The organism is Flavobacterium nitrogenifigens (assembly GCF_003254565.1).
Taxonomy (GTDB): Bacteria; Bacteroidota; Bacteroidia; order Flavobacteriales; family Flavobacteriaceae; genus Flavobacterium; species Flavobacterium nitrogenifigens.
In genome coordinates, this window is sequence record NZ_QJRI01000177.1 from 73,157 (window position 1) to 88,818 (window position 15,662).

General features: G+C 32.4%; 19 protein-coding genes. 10 read left to right on the plus strand and 9 right to left on the minus strand.

The features are described 5' to 3' along the window. Window positions 1–13: 13 nt before the first annotated feature. The 7 genes from DM397_RS14830 to DM397_RS14860 form a co-directional block, all read right to left on the minus strand. A complete protein-coding gene (locus tag DM397_RS14830) occupies window positions 14–331 on the minus strand; it encodes a 2TM domain-containing protein (RefSeq protein ID WP_111378285.1) in 318 nt (105 codons plus the stop codon). Beyond that, on the minus strand, window positions 322–651 hold the full coding sequence (locus tag DM397_RS14835; protein ID WP_111378286.1) for a 2TM domain-containing protein: 330 nt from the start codon (window positions 649–651) through the stop codon (window positions 322–324). Before DM397_RS14835 ends, DM397_RS14830 begins: the two co-directional genes overlap by 10 nt. Further along, window positions 632–955, minus strand: a complete 324-nt coding sequence (locus tag DM397_RS14840) for a 2TM domain-containing protein (protein WP_111378287.1) — start codon at window positions 953–955, stop codon at window positions 632–634. Before DM397_RS14840 ends, DM397_RS14835 begins: the two co-directional genes overlap by 20 nt. After that, window positions 955–2,292 (minus strand): 2TM domain-containing protein, encoded by a 1,338-nt coding sequence (locus tag DM397_RS14845; RefSeq protein ID WP_111378288.1) that lies wholly within the window; start codon window positions 2,290–2,292, stop codon window positions 955–957. The genes DM397_RS14840 and DM397_RS14845 overlap by 1 nt, the downstream gene beginning before the upstream one ends. A 19-nt stretch (window positions 2,293–2,311) precedes the next feature. Next, the gene (locus DM397_RS14850) at window positions 2,312–2,932 is read right to left on the minus strand and encodes a hypothetical protein (protein WP_111378289.1); all 621 of its coding nucleotides are present in this window, start codon (window positions 2,930–2,932) and stop codon (window positions 2,312–2,314) included. A gap of 48 nt (window positions 2,933–2,980) precedes the next feature. Then, on the minus strand, window positions 2,981–3,388 hold the full coding sequence (locus tag DM397_RS14855; protein WP_185957087.1) for a DUF2141 domain-containing protein: 408 nt from the start codon (window positions 3,386–3,388) through the stop codon (window positions 2,981–2,983). A gap of 373 nt (window positions 3,389–3,761) precedes the next feature. Then, complete coding sequence (locus DM397_RS14860; protein ID WP_111378291.1) at window positions 3,762–5,927, minus strand: TonB-dependent receptor; 2,166 nt, start codon at window positions 5,925–5,927, stop codon at window positions 3,762–3,764. Between the two features lie 143 nt (window positions 5,928–6,070). Here DM397_RS14860 and DM397_RS14865 point away from each other — a divergent pair, with 143 nt between their 5' ends. The 10 genes from DM397_RS14865 (at window position 6,071) to DM397_RS14910 (ending at window position 14,003) form a co-directional block, all read left to right on the plus strand. Continuing rightward, complete coding sequence (locus DM397_RS14865; protein ID WP_111378292.1) at window positions 6,071–6,529, plus strand: DinB family protein; 459 nt, start codon at window positions 6,071–6,073, stop codon at window positions 6,527–6,529. Window positions 6,530–6,541: 12 nt separating this feature from the next. Continuing rightward, on the plus strand, window positions 6,542–7,000 hold the full coding sequence (locus DM397_RS14870; RefSeq protein ID WP_111378293.1) for a YciI family protein: 459 nt from the start codon (window positions 6,542–6,544) through the stop codon (window positions 6,998–7,000). A gap of 19 nt (window positions 7,001–7,019) precedes the next feature. Then, window positions 7,020–8,507, plus strand: coding sequence for a hypothetical protein (locus DM397_RS14875; RefSeq protein ID WP_142479092.1), 1,488 nt, complete (start codon window positions 7,020–7,022; stop codon window positions 8,505–8,507). Beyond that, a complete protein-coding gene (locus DM397_RS14880; RefSeq protein WP_111378295.1) occupies window positions 8,507–9,082 on the plus strand; it encodes a sugar O-acetyltransferase in 576 nt (191 codons plus the stop codon). Before DM397_RS14875 ends, DM397_RS14880 begins: the two co-directional genes overlap by 1 nt. Next, a complete protein-coding gene (gene gloA2 / locus DM397_RS14885) occupies window positions 9,082–9,471 on the plus strand; it encodes an SMU1112c/YaeR family gloxylase I-like metalloprotein (RefSeq protein WP_111378296.1) in 390 nt (129 codons plus the stop codon). Before DM397_RS14880 ends, gloA2 begins: the two co-directional genes overlap by 1 nt. Before the next feature lie 238 nt (window positions 9,472–9,709). Further along, complete coding sequence (locus DM397_RS14890) at window positions 9,710–10,993, plus strand: chloride channel protein (protein ID WP_239457861.1); 1,284 nt, start codon at window positions 9,710–9,712, stop codon at window positions 10,991–10,993. A 99-nt stretch (window positions 10,994–11,092) separates the two neighbouring features. Further along, complete coding sequence (locus tag DM397_RS14895; RefSeq protein WP_111378298.1) at window positions 11,093–11,692, plus strand: HPP family protein; 600 nt, start codon at window positions 11,093–11,095, stop codon at window positions 11,690–11,692. A 211-nt stretch (window positions 11,693–11,903) separates the two neighbouring features. Then, entirely contained in the window at window positions 11,904–12,446 is a 543-nt protein-coding gene (locus DM397_RS14900) for an IS1096 element passenger TnpR family protein (protein ID WP_111378299.1), read from the plus strand. 95 nt (window positions 12,447–12,541) lie between these two features. Next, window positions 12,542–12,907, plus strand: coding sequence for a four helix bundle protein (locus DM397_RS14905; RefSeq protein ID WP_111378300.1), 366 nt, complete (start codon window positions 12,542–12,544; stop codon window positions 12,905–12,907). 37 nt (window positions 12,908–12,944) lie between these two features. Then, on the plus strand, window positions 12,945–14,003 hold the full coding sequence (locus tag DM397_RS14910) for a nucleoid-associated protein (protein ID WP_111378301.1): 1,059 nt from the start codon (window positions 12,945–12,947) through the stop codon (window positions 14,001–14,003). An 89-nt stretch (window positions 14,004–14,092) separates the two neighbouring features. Here the strand turns inward: DM397_RS14910 and DM397_RS14915 are convergent, their stop codons facing one another. Continuing rightward, entirely contained in the window at window positions 14,093–14,674 is a 582-nt protein-coding gene (locus DM397_RS14915; protein WP_111378302.1) for a TetR/AcrR family transcriptional regulator, read from the minus strand. 71 nt (window positions 14,675–14,745) lie between these two features. Continuing rightward, window positions 14,746–15,498: a glucose 1-dehydrogenase gene (locus DM397_RS14920; protein ID WP_111378303.1), complete on the minus strand. Its 753-nt coding sequence runs from the start codon at window positions 15,496–15,498 to the stop codon at window positions 14,746–14,748. Window positions 15,499–15,662: the final 164 nt, after the last annotated feature.

The window sequence follows — 15,662 nt, forward strand, 5'->3', positions numbered from 1 at the left end:
AACTATATCTTAATTATTTCCACTTATTTTTATTCTGTTTTTCCTTCTCCATAAATTCTTTGATTTTTCTTTCTTCCCATTCCTTACCCATTCCTGGAAAAACCTCAAAGACTTTTAATCCGTGAAAAACAACACCAACTCCCCACCACAGCAATGGCCAGAAAAACCATAAATAGTTTGGTGATGTATATAAATTTATAAAAACCAAAATTGCATTTACTAATATGTATGCTAGAAGATTTCCATAAAAACCTTTAATGTTTTCTACCTTCTTTTTAGCTTGAATATATTTTTCCTCGTCGCTTAAATTCCTTTCCATAACTATTCCCATTTTTGTTTTTTATATTTCTTTTCTAAAATGCTTCTTAATTTTCGTTCTTCCCATTCTTGCCCAAAAATCTTGTAAGAGGCAAACAAATCGATTGCAGAACCTACAATTACAGCCGTCCAAATAATTACAATCACCCAATTGATATATTTTATAGGGAAGAATTGCAATGGCAAATTGGTATATTCCTTTAAAAGAAAAATAATCAATGCAATAGTGTAAATGAACAAATGCTTATAAAAATATTTCAGCTGAATTACTTTTTTGCTGGCTAATTCTTGCAGCATTGCTTCTTCCTGATCGTTATTTAAATCTGTTTCCATGACTATTCTCTAAACGTTGCTGATTTTCTTTCTCTAGAATTTCTCTTATTTTTTTCTCTTCCCATTTCTTATTGAAAAAAGGCGGCAGACTAAAAACTTTCAATCCGTGTAAAACAATCGCGATTCCCCATCCCATTACTGACCATATCCACCACAGATATTCTGGAGAAGTCATATAATTTACAACAATCACAATCGGATTGCATAAAGCATACACAGTTAAATGCTCGTAAAATCCTCTTATTTCTTTTACTTTTTTCTGAGCATCAAAATAACGAACTGTTTCTGTGAAATCTTTTTCCATTATTTCCACGTTTTTTGGTTGTTATCTTTCTCTAAAATTTCGCGAATTTTTCTTTCTTCCCAATCTGAGCTGTATCCAAAAACTTTAAAAGCATGCATGGCAACTCCAAATCCCCAGCCTAAAGCCGAAAACCAAAACCATTGAAATCCTGGTGAAAATTTTAGATTAATAAAGATCAAAAACGGAATCACACAGCAATACGAAATGATATTTCCGTAAAATCCTTTAAGTTCTTCTACTCTTTTTTTAGCTCTATAATAAGCTTTTGCTTCGTCTGTATATTCTGCACTCATTTCCATAACGGCAATTTGTTTTGTTAAAATTGGAATTCTAACGGTGAAATTCTTTCCATCTTCTTCAATCTTCACTTTTCTATCTGTTATAATTCCGTATCTGTTTACAATATTCTGCAGTCCGACACCTTGCCTATCCTGCAAAACTTCTTTTTTCTGAAGATCATTCTGAATGGCCAGATAATCTTTATCAATAAAAATTCTAATATGAAGCGGTTTTTGCTCGCTTACTACATTGTGTTTTACAGTATTCTCTAATAAAAGCTGTAAAGAAAGCGGCACCACTTTGGCTTCTGGGTTAATGTTTTCAGTTAGCAATTCGTAAAACAAACTATTTTCGAAACGCATTTTAAGCAAATTCATGTAAGTTTTTGCGAATGACAATTCGTCTTCAACTGAAACCAATTCTTTGTCTTTCTGTTCTAAAACATATCTATAAATTTTAGAAAGAGAAGTCGTAAAACGCTGTGCATTATCTGGATTCTCTTCTATTAAAGAACTAAGAACATTTAAGCTATTAAAAAGAAAATGCGGGTCAATCTGGTTTTTTAAACTTTCGAATTTGGCATTTGCCGTACCTGCGATAATTTTCTGCTGTGTTACTTTGTTTTCCTGATAGAGTTTATAAAAGTTAAGTCCGTGAAAAAACAGTAGAACAATAAAAGTCATTACTGCAGATTCTATGTAATTTTCAGCCTTTTCATTGGCTAAAAAACCAATAATTGTCTTATTCTCGATTATTACACTTGTAAACAAACGTAATACTACAATTACGATCATTGAAACTAAAAAAGAACTTGCAAAACCAATTAAAATTCTCTTTAGCGAATATGGATTTTCTCTGAAAACTCTATCTAAAAAATCAAAAAGAACGACATTTACGATATATAAAACCACACTGTAAAGCATGCAGTACAAGAAATAGATGTAAAGATTCTTGTTAAAGACTGCTGTTCCTAAAGAAGCAAACCGAATTAGAAAAGAGAACAAAAATACTATTCCTCCAACTAAGCATGCTTTTAACAAATTAGGTTTTAATATCATCATATTTTATACTACTGAATTATTTACAAGTTTTCTGAATTTCTAAAGCTCTATCCAATCCCCATTTTGGAGAATAAGGCGTTGCAGGTTTAAAAGTATTAAAAAGTTCAATAGATTTATCAACTTGCACGCATAAAGGTTTTGTATCTACTCCTGTCCATTTTGCTCCTCCTATCTGATAATCTGCTTCACCAAAAACCGCTCTGGGATTATTTGGATCCAGCGCTTTAGCTTTTGCGTAAGCTTCCATCACTTTAGCAGAATATTTCATTCCGTTTGTCATCGGGTCTGCTACAACATATCCAGTGTAAATTAATGCCTGCATCACATACAATTCTGAGTTGGCTTGATCTTTTATCAATTCGATATCTAATGCATCTTGTGCTTTTGTCAATAACAAATCGATTTTTGCTTTGTCTTTTTCTGTAAAAACAGCAGTTGCATTGATCATAGCAACATAATAATTAGGCAAATAGCTATTTTTTTCTGCGGCAGCAATTCTTTCAAATAAAGCCGAAGCTTCTGTAGTTTTTCCTTCTTTCCAAAGTCCGAACGCTTTGTTCATTCCTTGTTCAAATTGTGTTTGAGCTGAACTTATTACTACTACAAATAGCGCGATTAAAGTGATGATTTTTTTCATTTTATAAGTTATTTATTAGTTTGTTTATATGTATTAGTTATTTGTTTATTAGAATGCAATTTCAACTTTTGAATCTTTAGTGATATTAAATTTAGCATCACTATACAAAGGAGGTCCCATAAATCCTTTTGCATTATTTGAAGCCGCATATTCTTCTATTGGCATTCCCATTGAGTTTCTATCAAGCTTTCCGTTGATATTTTCATCATGATAAGTTGAAATTGCATATTCTCCAGCAGGAAGGTTATCAAAAGTTACAACCGCTTTATTGTCTTTAATTTCCGAAGCCAAACTCTTGTAAGTTGCTTTAAGGAAAGTTCCGTCTGAATTATATAATCCTACTTTAACAACGCCTGTGTCATTTTTTAAACCTGAAACGGCAACAGTTAATTTTACATTTTGAGCAGACATTAAGCTGCAGATAAATAAGATAGTTATTGTAATAATTTTGGTCATGATTTCTATTTTTTTAAGTTTCTAAGTTACTAAGGTTCTGAGATTCTAAGTTTTTTTTGTTGATGATTAAAACTCTTTTTTTAGGTTCAAAGGTTCAGAGTTGCAAAGGTTCAGAGGTTTGGTTTTCTCATTACTAGTATTCAAAAAACTTTGAACCTTTGTCGCTTTGTTTCTTTGTTCCTTTTAAATTACACTTCAAAAGTATGCTGGTTTTTAGTCTTTTAAAATTAAATGATACTGAGTTGTTGATTTTTGATGATGAATTGTTTTTTTTTATAAAGCTACTAAGGTTCTGAGGTACTAAGGTACTAAGGTGCTAAGCTTCTAAGTTTTTTCCTCAGCACCTTAGCACCTTAGCCTCTTAGAACCTTTTTTAAAGATTCTTCAATTGATTCTCATTCTTATTCTGGCTGATGGTCCAAAAGAAACCTATAAAAAAGAATCTGTCTGCTGTTGGCACTACGGCTTGTCTTTGATAAACACCGCTTGCGTCTGGTGTTTTGGCGTAATCATATCCGAAGATATTTTGCGTTCCTAAAACATTTGAAACAGAGAAATAAAGGATTTTTTGTGTTGTTAATAAATAAGCCCAGCTAAAACTCAAACTATTGTATGATTTTGTTTTTCCATTCATAAACTGCGTTTGATTCGGATCGTTGTACGGACGTCCTGAACTAAAGCTGTTTGTTAAACTCGCCTGAGATTTCCAGTCTGTAATAAAATATTTTGCTACAACAGATAAGTTATGATTGGCAATAAAACTTGGAGTTGCCATGTTTGGAAAATTTTTATACTGTCTTTCTGAATCGATATAAGAATATGAAATCCAATATTCTAAGTTTTTATACAAATTGCTGTCTCTCCAAAATAAATCGAATCCTTTTGCGTAACCAGATCCATTGTTGTTGAAAACCGAATTGTATTGAATATCTCTCGTATCGTATTGCACCAAATTACTGTAATCTTTGTAATAAGCCTCTGCTCTAAGTGTTTGACCTATTCTTGTAAACGTATAATTGAAAATATAATGTCTTGCTTTCTCACTTTCAAACTGATGGTATTTAGAAAATTTAATATAATCTACAACGGGTGTTTGAGAATAATCTCCGTAAGCAAACGAAAACTGACTGTTTTTTGAAGCTTTATAACCTAATGAAGCTCTTGGCACAATATTGTTTTCGTTTAATAAACTATTGTTTGAATATCTCAAACCAACTTTCAATGCTAATTTTTTAGAAAATAAAAGATCTCCTTCAGTATACGCTGCAAAAATGTTCGAATCGTAACCATTTGTAACATTAAGTGAAATATTATCGGCTACGTTTTCATCGTATTTGGTAATGAAATAATCGCTTCCGAAAGACAACTTAAAAAAGTTTGAAAATTTCTTGCTTAATTTCAGCTTCAGCTGTGCTGCATTTTCCTGACTATCAATTCCTGTAATATCATATTTCAGTTTATTTTTACTGTAACCGTAACTCACTCCAGAAGTAATTTGCCAACCTGTCCCGAAACTTCCTTTATAAGATGAATTCAAATAGAAGTTATTGTTGTTCATATCTGTTCGAATCGGATTCTCGAAATTGACATTTTTCTGATTCAAATCAAATTTTTCAGAATCAAAAGAAGCATACAACTTAAATATTCCGTTTGTGAAGTTGTATCTATAAACTGTCTCTCCACCAAGTGACTGATAAGGGTTATTCCAATCTACATTCTGTGGAATAACAGCCTGATATGGAGCCAAATTAATATAAGCCATATTTACGCTCAAAGAACTTTTTTTGAATTTCTGCGTATTTCCTAAACTCAAACCAACCGTCATAAGCCCAATATCTGTTTTATCATGATCCTCTTCGTCTTGTGTATTTAGAAGCAAAACACTCGACAAGGCTTCACCATATTCTGCAGAATAACCACCTGTAGAAAATGCGATTCCGCTAAACAAAAAAGGAGAAAAACGGCTTCTTGTTGGTAAGTTATTTGTCGTTGCACCATAAGGCTGTGCTACACGAATTCCGTCAACAAAAGTCTGTGTTTCGCTTGCTTCTCCTCCACGTACAAACAAACGTCCATCTTCGCCTACGGTTTGTGTTCCTGGTAAAGTCTGCAAAGCTGCCACAATATTTCCTGCAGAACCTGCCGTAGTTACAATATCTAGCGGTTTCAAAACAGAAACTCTAGATTTCTCTCCAGATTCCATAGTTCCAGCTGTAATAATAACGGCATCCAAATTATTAATATTCTCTGTTAATTTTACCGTTTGATTTTTATAATTAGTAACATCTATTTCTTGCTTATAAGTTTCGAAAAGTAAAAAGCTTATCACTAAAAATTTATTTCCAGTTTCAGTAGTTTCAAAAGAAAATTCTCCTGTTTCAGAACTTGTTGCTCCATCGTAAGTTCCATCAATATAAATATTAGCGCCAGCTACAGGTTTTCCTTTTGGGTCTACTACTTTTCCAGAAATCGTATTTTGAGCAAAAATTAAAACTGTAAAAAATAAAAAGCTTATTGTAAAAAATAATTTGGTTTTCATGTCATCTTTGGTTTTTGATGAAGCAAATGTATTTTAACAATTCATGTTAAAAAATATATAATAACCCAATTGTAGATTTTCGAGGATGAGTTGTAAAATACTAATTTGTATCTTAGCTAACGTGTTTCTAAAAACTATTAACTATGTCAGAAAGTAAAAGAGTTTCGAATTTGTATCAATCCATTTATAATGGAAATCCATGGCTTGAAGTGACCTTAGCAGATACTTTAAAAGATGTAACTGCAGCTCAGGCTTATAAAAAAATCAACCCTAATTTAAACACGATTTGGGAAATTGTCAATCACCTAATACAATGGAGAAGAAACATCTTAAAGCGTGTTCAAGGAGAAATAATTACAACACCCGATCATAATTATTTTGTGCCCATTTTAGATTCATCTGAACCCGCTTGGGAACAATCACTGCAAAGTCTGGCAAAATCTCAAGAATTATGGAGTGCTTGTCTGAGTGATTTTAATGATGAAGATTTCGAGAAAATAGATCTAAACAATAACCATAATTTTTATGAAGATATTCACGGAATCATTCAGCATGACGTGTATCATTTGGGACAAATTGTTATTTTGAAAAAACTGCTTTAAAAATTCATAATCATGAAAAAGCCACTTTTAGTTTTTGTTTTTTTAGTAATGAGTGCAATCGGCTTTTCACAAGAAACCGAAGTGAAATATGATGAAGCTCTAGCGAAATCTCTCCATGCCGACGAATACGGAATGAAAAAATATGTTTTCTGTCTTTTAAAATCTGGAAGTAATACAACCGCTTCTAAAGAAGAAACCAAAAAACTTTTTGCAGGTCATATGGAAAATATTGGAAAACTGGCCAAAGAAGGAAAACTGGCTGTTGCTGGACCTTTTATGAAAAATGATCGAAATTATCGTGGCATTTATATTTTTAATGTAGAAACGATTGAAGAAGCCAAAGCTCTTGTTGCCACCGATCCGGCAATAAAAGCCAATTTACTCGAAGCCGAATTAACGCCTTGGTATTGCTCTGCCGCTTTGCAGGAAATTCCGAAAATGCATGAAAAAATTGCCAAGACGAAAATGTAAAATATTTCACTCTTGTTTTATGGATAAATTAATTTTAAGAATTTCATTTTTTACAATCTACCTTCTTATAGCATCTTCATCTGGAAATTGCTATGGAAAAAGCATCTATATCGAATCTGAAATTTCTGCAAAAACAAGTCAAATTGTAAAAAAAATAGAAAATATTAATGTTTTAATGGGTTCTGCGGTTTTTGCTTCTGGAACAAGGCCAAAACAATATGATAACTTTGAAGAGTTAAAAAAAAGCGCTTCTCAAGAGGAATTAAAAATACTTACTAAACATATAAATGGAGTAGTAAGGTGCTATTCCTTCTGGGCATTATTACATTATCCTGAAACCGATTTATTTTCGATAGTAAAAGAACATTTAAATGACGATACAATTGTTCTAACACAATTTGGATGCGAATCATCAGAACAAAAAGTTGGAGATTTTTTCATCAATCTTGTTACACCAGATTATGTATATGATGAAATCAAAAAGTTAAACGAAAAGGAATTTAAAATTATTGACAGTCTTCTAGTTTACAAAGAGAATAATCTTGATTCAAGGTTTAGAGCTATTGAAACTGCAGAAATAACTAAAGAATTATATCCAAAAGTTAGAGAATTGGTAACTAAATATAATAACCAAATTGCTTTAGTAACTCTTGCAAAATATAAAAATGAAAATGATATTGAACTCATTTTAAATAATAAGGATAATAATTATGGAAATTTTTACACCTATAAAGCAATACAAAATTTTCCAGATTTAAGATTTCAACAATTCTTAGAGAACAATCTTAATTCTACCTTCAACGATACTCATTATGATAACGAATGGAGAGAATTATATATCGCAATTGCAACTTACAAAAATCAAAAAGCATTAGAATTATTGAGTTATCCATTCACGAAAGTTAAACATCCAAACATAAAAAAATATCATATAAACTTTGTTTATGATGCAATCCTATTGAACAAATTCAATCTTTATGATAATTTACTATGGAAAATTTGGGAAGAAGAAAATGTTCTTACGCTTAATGGTTTCAAATATCTTTTGAAAATTGATCCATTAAGAACTTACCAATTAAGTAAAAAAATGTTAATCCCAAATTATGTCCTTGAGAATCAAATATCACTTTCTGTAATTAGTAATGACAATATATTTGGAGAAAACTTAGATGAAACAATCTTAAATTTCATTTTAATAAATGATAAAAATCAAGCTTATGAGATAATTACACGTAAAATTTTAGAAGCTAAGGTTATTGAGTTTGAAATGTATTGTAATAAAGTTCTTGAACTTAAAGATTCTTATTTTGTCGAGCCCCTTTTTAAAAGGTTAAAAGTTGAAGACAATGCACATGTATATACACAAATTGTCATGACGTTAATTTCATTCAAAGATGAATCTATCAATAAAAGAATGCTAGAAACAAGAAAACAGAACAGAAACATGAATAAAAATTGGGGAAGCGATTATCTAGATAAAATTCTCAAAAAGAACAATATCCAATAATGAAAACAGAAAAAGAAAAAATGATCTCTGGCGAATATTACAACGCCTTTGATCCTGAATTATTAAAGGGTCGCCGAGCGGCAAAAAACCTTTTACACAGCTTAAATGTAAAAGAATATAGAGTTACCAAAAAAGCAAAAGAAATTTTGGCAACACTTATTCCGAATGCCGGTGCAGGTTTATATATTGAACCTCCTTTTCATTGTGATTATGGGTACAACATTTTTGCTGGCGAAAACGTTTATTTTAATGTGAACTGTGTAGTTTTGGATTGTGCGCCCGTAACAATCGGATCAAATGTATTTATTGCACCGAATGTTCAGATTTATACCGCTTCTCATCCGCTTGACGCTGAACTAAGAAAAACATTAGAAAATGCGTATCCTGTTACAATTGGAGACGATTGCTGGATTGGCGGAAATTCTGTTATCTGCCCTGGCGTAACAATAGGAAAAGGATGTGTTATTGGTGCTGGATCTGTGGTTACAAAAGATATTCCAGACAATTCGCTTGCTGTTGGAAATCCAGCAAAAGTTATTCGAAAATTAAATCAAGAATCTGAATCAAAAAAATAATGCTTACCCTTAATAAAGTCCATCATATTGCCATCTTATGTTCCGATTACGAAAAATCGAAATATTTCTACACTCAGATTTTAGGTTTAACCATAATTAGAGAAATCTATCGTGAAGAACGCCAGTCGTATAAATTGGATTTAGCTTTGAATGGCTCTTATGTTGTCGAATTATTTTCATTTCCAAATCCGCCGCAAAGACCTTCTAGACCCGAAGCGGTCGGTTTAAGACATTTGGCTTTTGAAGTCATTAATCTGGAAGAAACGATTGCTTTTTTAAATTCAAAAAATATAGAATCAGAACCTATAAGAATTGATGAAACGACCGAAAAACGTTTCACTTTTATTGCCGATCCGGATTTGTTGCCAATTGAGTTTTACGAGAGATAAATTAAGTTATTTTTTAATCTCGCAAAGTCGCAGAGTCGCAAAGTTTTTTAAGTAAATTCTTTGCGACTCTGCGACTTTGCGAGCAATTTCTCTTCATTTTGCCAAGTAAAACACATGACAGAATTTTCCTGTTTATATTCATTTTAACACACTAAAATGAAGATTTCCTAGAAAAAACCGAATTTGATGCTTAATTTTGTAATCCGCAGAAAAAAAATGCGGAATTCTCAAACTTATAATGATGAACAAAAGGGCGCAAATCAAAAAAAATCATCAATTAATCAAATTTCGAAAATTAGTTATTGTTTCTATCTTAATTGGCTTCCTTTCTGCCTTTCTCGGAATTTCACTAAAAAAAATAACCGAATATTACGAAGAAATCTTCTTTCACGAAGTTTCGGTTCATCCCATATTTTATATCATATTTCCAGTTTTCGGTTTGTCGGTAATTTATTTCTTAAGACAATATCTTTTTAAGAAAAAAGAAAATAAAGGGATCAAAGAAGTTTTTGAAAGCACTGCATCAAAATCTAAAAATCTGCCATCTTATAAAATCCCATCACATTTCATAAACGGATTACTAACTGTTATTTTCGGAGGTTCTACAGGAATCGAAGTTTCAACTGTTGTCGCTACAGCAACTATTGGTTCTGTTGCTCACGAAAAAGAAAATGTTTTCCGTCAATACAAAACAGAACTAATCTGTGCGGGAGTAGCTGCAGGTGTTACTGCGCTTTTCAGCAGTCCGATTGCGGGAGTTTTATTTGCTTTCGAAGTAATTTCTAGAAAAGTAACGCGAGCATTTATCATTTCAAATTTAATTGCCGTTTCTATCGCATTTGGTTTGTTGACCATTTTAAAAGAAGAGCCATTATTTGCAGTTTCAATTACAACATGGAATTTAAAAGCGATTCCGTATTTTATTCTTTTAGGAATTTTAGCCGGAATGAATTCGGTTTATCTGACACGCTGCGTTTTATTCTTTAAATCTCAATTTGGAAAAATCGATACGCATTATTACAAAATCATTCTAGGATCTGCTGTTTTAAGCCTTTCGTTATTCTTTTTTCCGCAATTGTACGGAGAAGGCTATCATGCCATTAAAGGAATTTTCGGAAATGTGCATCAAGCTCAATTGACCATTACTTTAGCACTGACTTTCATCGGAATTTTAATTTTAAAACCAATTGTAACTTCAATTACGTTGGCTTCTGGCGGTGACGGCGGTGTTTTTGCGCCAAGTTTATTCATCGGAGCATTTTTAGGATTGTTGCTAGCTTCTATCTTAAACAGCTTTTTTCATGTAAATGTAATTCCGGTTAACTTTATGATTATCGGAATGGCGGCGGTTCTAAGTGCCAGCATTCACGCCCCTTTTACAGCAATATTTTTAGTTTGCGGATTAACAAATGATTATACTTTGTTTTTCCCAATTCTTGTAGTTTGTTTAATATCAAAATACACTGCAAAAACCATTTATCCGTATACTGTATACAGTTATTCCCCAAGCCTAATTAAATAACCTCAAACCGACAAGCTACAGATTCGCAAAGCAATAAAGTCTGATAACATACCGCAAAGCATATTTAAAAACATAACGAGCAAAATAATACCACATACTATGCCCACTGAAAAAATAAAAAGAAGCTATCGCAAAACACGTTACATTCTTTACAAAGAAACCTTAATAGACTATAAGGAACACTTTTGGTCATTTTTAGGTTCATTTATTGGAATCGGAATTTTGGCTTACGTTCAATCCATACATTTTTCTGGTCCTGATGCGGTTTATTTAATCGGTTCTTTCGGAGCTTCGAGCGTATTAGTTTACGGAATTATCCAGAGTCCATTTTCTCAGCCCCGAAATTTAGTCGGCGGACACGTAATTTCGGCTCTTGTTGGAGTTACTGTCAATAAACTGGTTCCTGATATTATGTGGATTGCCGCACCTTTAGCGGTTTCGATTGCCATTATTTTAATGCAGATTACCAAAACACTTCATCCGCCAGGAGGAGCAACAGCTTTAATTGCAGTTATTGGAACAGAAAAAGTAAAAGCACTTGGTTATATGTATGTTCTTTCTCCCGTTTTCACAGGAGTTATGATTTTACTTTTGACAGCCTTGGTTTTTAACAATATGACTTCAAGCAGAAGCTATCCAAGTCACAGCACTTATCACAAACATTATCATAAAATTAGAAAAAGACTGGCGAGAAAGTAATTTTCTTTCTTCTCCTGCAAGGTTTTCAAAACCTTGTAGGTATAAACTTCAGCATTAATAAGACCTACGAGGTTTTGAAAACCTCTCAGGATTGCAAAACAATTATAACACAGCAAATCAAAAGATTAAAATCTTTTCAACAAATCACGATTCGTAATTCGTATTTCGTATTTTATATTTTACCTTTGACCTCTCAATAAAAACAAAGATTATGGTTTATAAATTTAGAGTTATTCTAGACGCCGAAGAAGATATTTTTAGAGACATTGCTATTCTTGAGGAAGATACACTTGAGGATTTACACAATGCAATCTTCAATGCTTTTGGCTTTGACGGATCAGAAGTGGCTTCATTTTATACTTGTGATGATACATGGAATCAAGAAGATGAAATTCCGCTTTTTGATACAGGAGATGTTCCTGGCGAAATGAGAACCATGAACGATTATCCGTTATCTAGTATTTTAGACAAAGAAAATACAAAGATTATCTACGTTTACGATTTCATCAGTATGTGGACTTTCTTAGTTGAATTGGCTGCTATAGAAGATGAAGCCGTTGGAGCAACTTACCCTGAAACTTTATTCTCTCACGGTGAAATGCCAGACGAAGCTCACGAAAAAAACTTCGAAGCCGATGACATGCACGATGATATCTACGGAGAATTTGAAGACGACCTAGACGAAGACGATCTTGACATGTTCGAAGGTGATGACAGCTTCGAAGATTATGGATTTGAGGAGAATTGGAACTAATTTAAGGTTCTAAGGTTCTGAGATGCTAAGGTACTAAGGTTTTATTTTTGAAAGTTTTTTCTTATTTTTAATTCTTCGAATTAAAAATATTAAGCATGAGCAATTTTAGAACTTTATTGGTTTGGCAGAAATCTATGACCTTGATTACCAAAATTTATTCCTTAACAAACAAATTTCCCAAGGAAGAAGTCTTCGGATTAACTTCTCAAATTAAACGTAGCTCGATTTCAATTCCCAGTAATATTGCCGAAGGATATGGAAGAGAAAGTGATAAAGAACTCTTGCGTTTTTTAAGCATTTCTATTGGTTCTTTATTCGAAATGCAAACGCAATTAGAAATCGCAAAAAATATATCTTATTTAAAAGAAGACGATTTTAACAATTTATATGAGGATAGCCGAGAGATAGAAAGAATGTTAGTTTCTTTTATAAAAAAAATAAAAGACAGAACCAAACCTTAGTACCTTAGCATCTCAGAACCTCAGTACCTAAAAAAATATGATAAATTTATTCAACACCCACATCGACACGCTGTCAATACACCGCGTAGGAAACAAAAGCCGTAACGAAGCGATTTTTTTATCAGAGCAGCCGTTTAACTTAAATGACGAGATTGTTCCTTTGATAAAAGAATTCTTTTTTAAGCCTTTTAGAGAAAAAGAAGAAAACTATTATCAGTTTGCACACGAAGTGGACTTGGACTACAACGACATGTTTAAATATGCAACTGAGATTTTTGCCAATCCTTCAAATGTTCATGAGGTTTCTAAAAACATCACAAAACATTTATATGAGCAGTCAAATCATCCGCACATTAAAAATGGAGAGGTTTACGTAACCTATTTAACAAATCTAAGTATTGATAATAATGTTGTTGATGCAATCGGAATTTTTAAAAGTGAGTTACAAGCAGACTTTTTACAGTTTGAAGAAAATAACAGCAACCTTGAGATGATTCTGCAACAAGGAATCAACCTGAATAAATTGGATAAAGGATGTTTAATTTTCAACTTTAAAAAAGAAGAAGGATATAAAATCCTAACTGTAGACAGCAACCGTTATGATGCTCGTTACTGGTTAGAGCACTTTTTATCTGTTGATGCTTTTGAAGATGAAAATTTCATCACAAAAAAATATTTGAAATTCTGTCAAAACTTCGCAAAAGACGTGGTTTTGCCAGCCGAAGACAAGAAAGAGGAAGTAATGTTTATGAACCGATCTGTGAATTATTTCGCCAAAAATGATCAGTTTGAAGAGCAGAATTTCTTGAATGAAGTACTAGACAATCCTGATTTGATTCCTGAATTTAAAAACTATAAAGTTGATAAAGGAGAAAAATACAGCATCGAAGATGTAACCTCATTCCCTATTGCCAATGCAGCAGTTTCTGACGCTAGAAAATCGATTAAAAACGTAATTAATTTGGACACTCACATTCAGATTAAAATGGATTTCATCAATCCTGAAAGTGCAGAAAAATTTGTTGAAAAAGGCTGGGATGAAGAAAAACAAATGTATTACTACTTAGTTTACTTCAATAAAGAAGAAAAAAGCTAAGAAGTTTTCATTTTCTATTACTTACTTATTAATACAGAAAACGGCGGTTATAAATATAATCGCCGTTTTTTATTTGATAAATTTTGAATCTAAAACAATGAAAATATCGATTTTAAAATATCATCATAAACCTGTTTATCCTTTTCACCGGCACGAGCCAAAACTCGAATTCCAGAATAATTATTAAAGATAAATCGTGCCAGTGATCTCGCATCTTGCTTATCAGAAATCTGACCTAAGTCCTGCCCTTTTTTTACAGCATTACAAAAAATGTCCTCTACCACTTTCTGGTTGTCATGAACAATTTTTGCAATTTCAGGATCATGCATCGCAAGTTCGACTGCCGAATTTACCATAAAACAGCCTTTTGTAATTCGATCTTGAAGACTTTCTATAACCGCTTGTTTGAAAATTTCAGTTAAAGCGGTTTTGATGTTTTCAGCATTTTCAAATAGTTCATTAAGACTATCTAGATTTTGCTTTTGATATCGTTTTAATGACTTTACAAAAAGCTTTTGCTTATCTCCAAAAGTATCATACAGACTAGAACGGCTTAAACCCAAATGGTTTACCAAATCTTGTGCAGAAGTTCCGTTGTAACCTTTGTGCCAAAAAATTTCAATTGCTTTATCTAAAGCCTGATCTTCATTAAATTCTTTCGTTCTAGCCATGACATTCAAATTAAAATCCTTTACAAAGATACAAAAATACGGAACAATCGTTCCTGAATTGGTTAAAAAAATTATAGCACTGTGTTTACAATAAGTCCGCCGTCAACCACAATTTCAGATCCAGTAATAAACGAAGCATCATCTGAAGCTAAGAAACTAACTGTTTTGGCAACTTCAGCAGATTGTCCAAATCGTTTTAATAAAATCTTCTCACCCAAAGCAGATCCTAATCCTTCTACTTGTTCTTTTTCTAAACCAACTTTTCCATACAATGGTGTTTCAATTGGACCAGGAGAAACCGCGTTTACTCTAATTTTACTTGAAGCCAATTCTACAGCAAAAACTTTATTTAAAGATAATACAGCAGCTTTACTTGCAGCATATACACTTGAATTTGGCATTCCTACATGAGCATTTACCGAAGTATTAAAGATAATTGAACCGCCATCATTTAAAATTGGAAGCACTTTTTGAACTGTAAAATAAACTCCTTTTACATTCACATTCATAATACTGTCATAATGATCTTCTGAAGCTGAATCTAACGGCGCAAAAGCTGCAATTCCAGCATTCAAGAATAAAATATCCACTTTCCCAAATTTTGCTTTTACTTCTTCGACTAAATTGTCAATTGACTTTAAATCAGATTGATCTGCAACAATTCCAGTAACATTTAATTCTGATTCCGCTTTCGCTAAAGCTTCTTTGTTTCTTCCTGTTATAATCACTCTTGCCCCTTTTGCAACTAAATCAGCTGCTGCTGCATATCCTATTCCGCTGTTTCCACCTGTCACGATTGCTACTTTGTTTTCTAAATTTTTCATTTTATTATTATTTAAGTTATTGATTATTCAATTATTATGATACAAAGATACAATAACGGAACGATCGTTCCGTTATTATTGCTGTTAATTTTTTGTTAAAACAAAAATTACCCTCCTAGATGTCTTTATTTTAAAGGCAAACAGCTATTTAACTATAAGCGAAA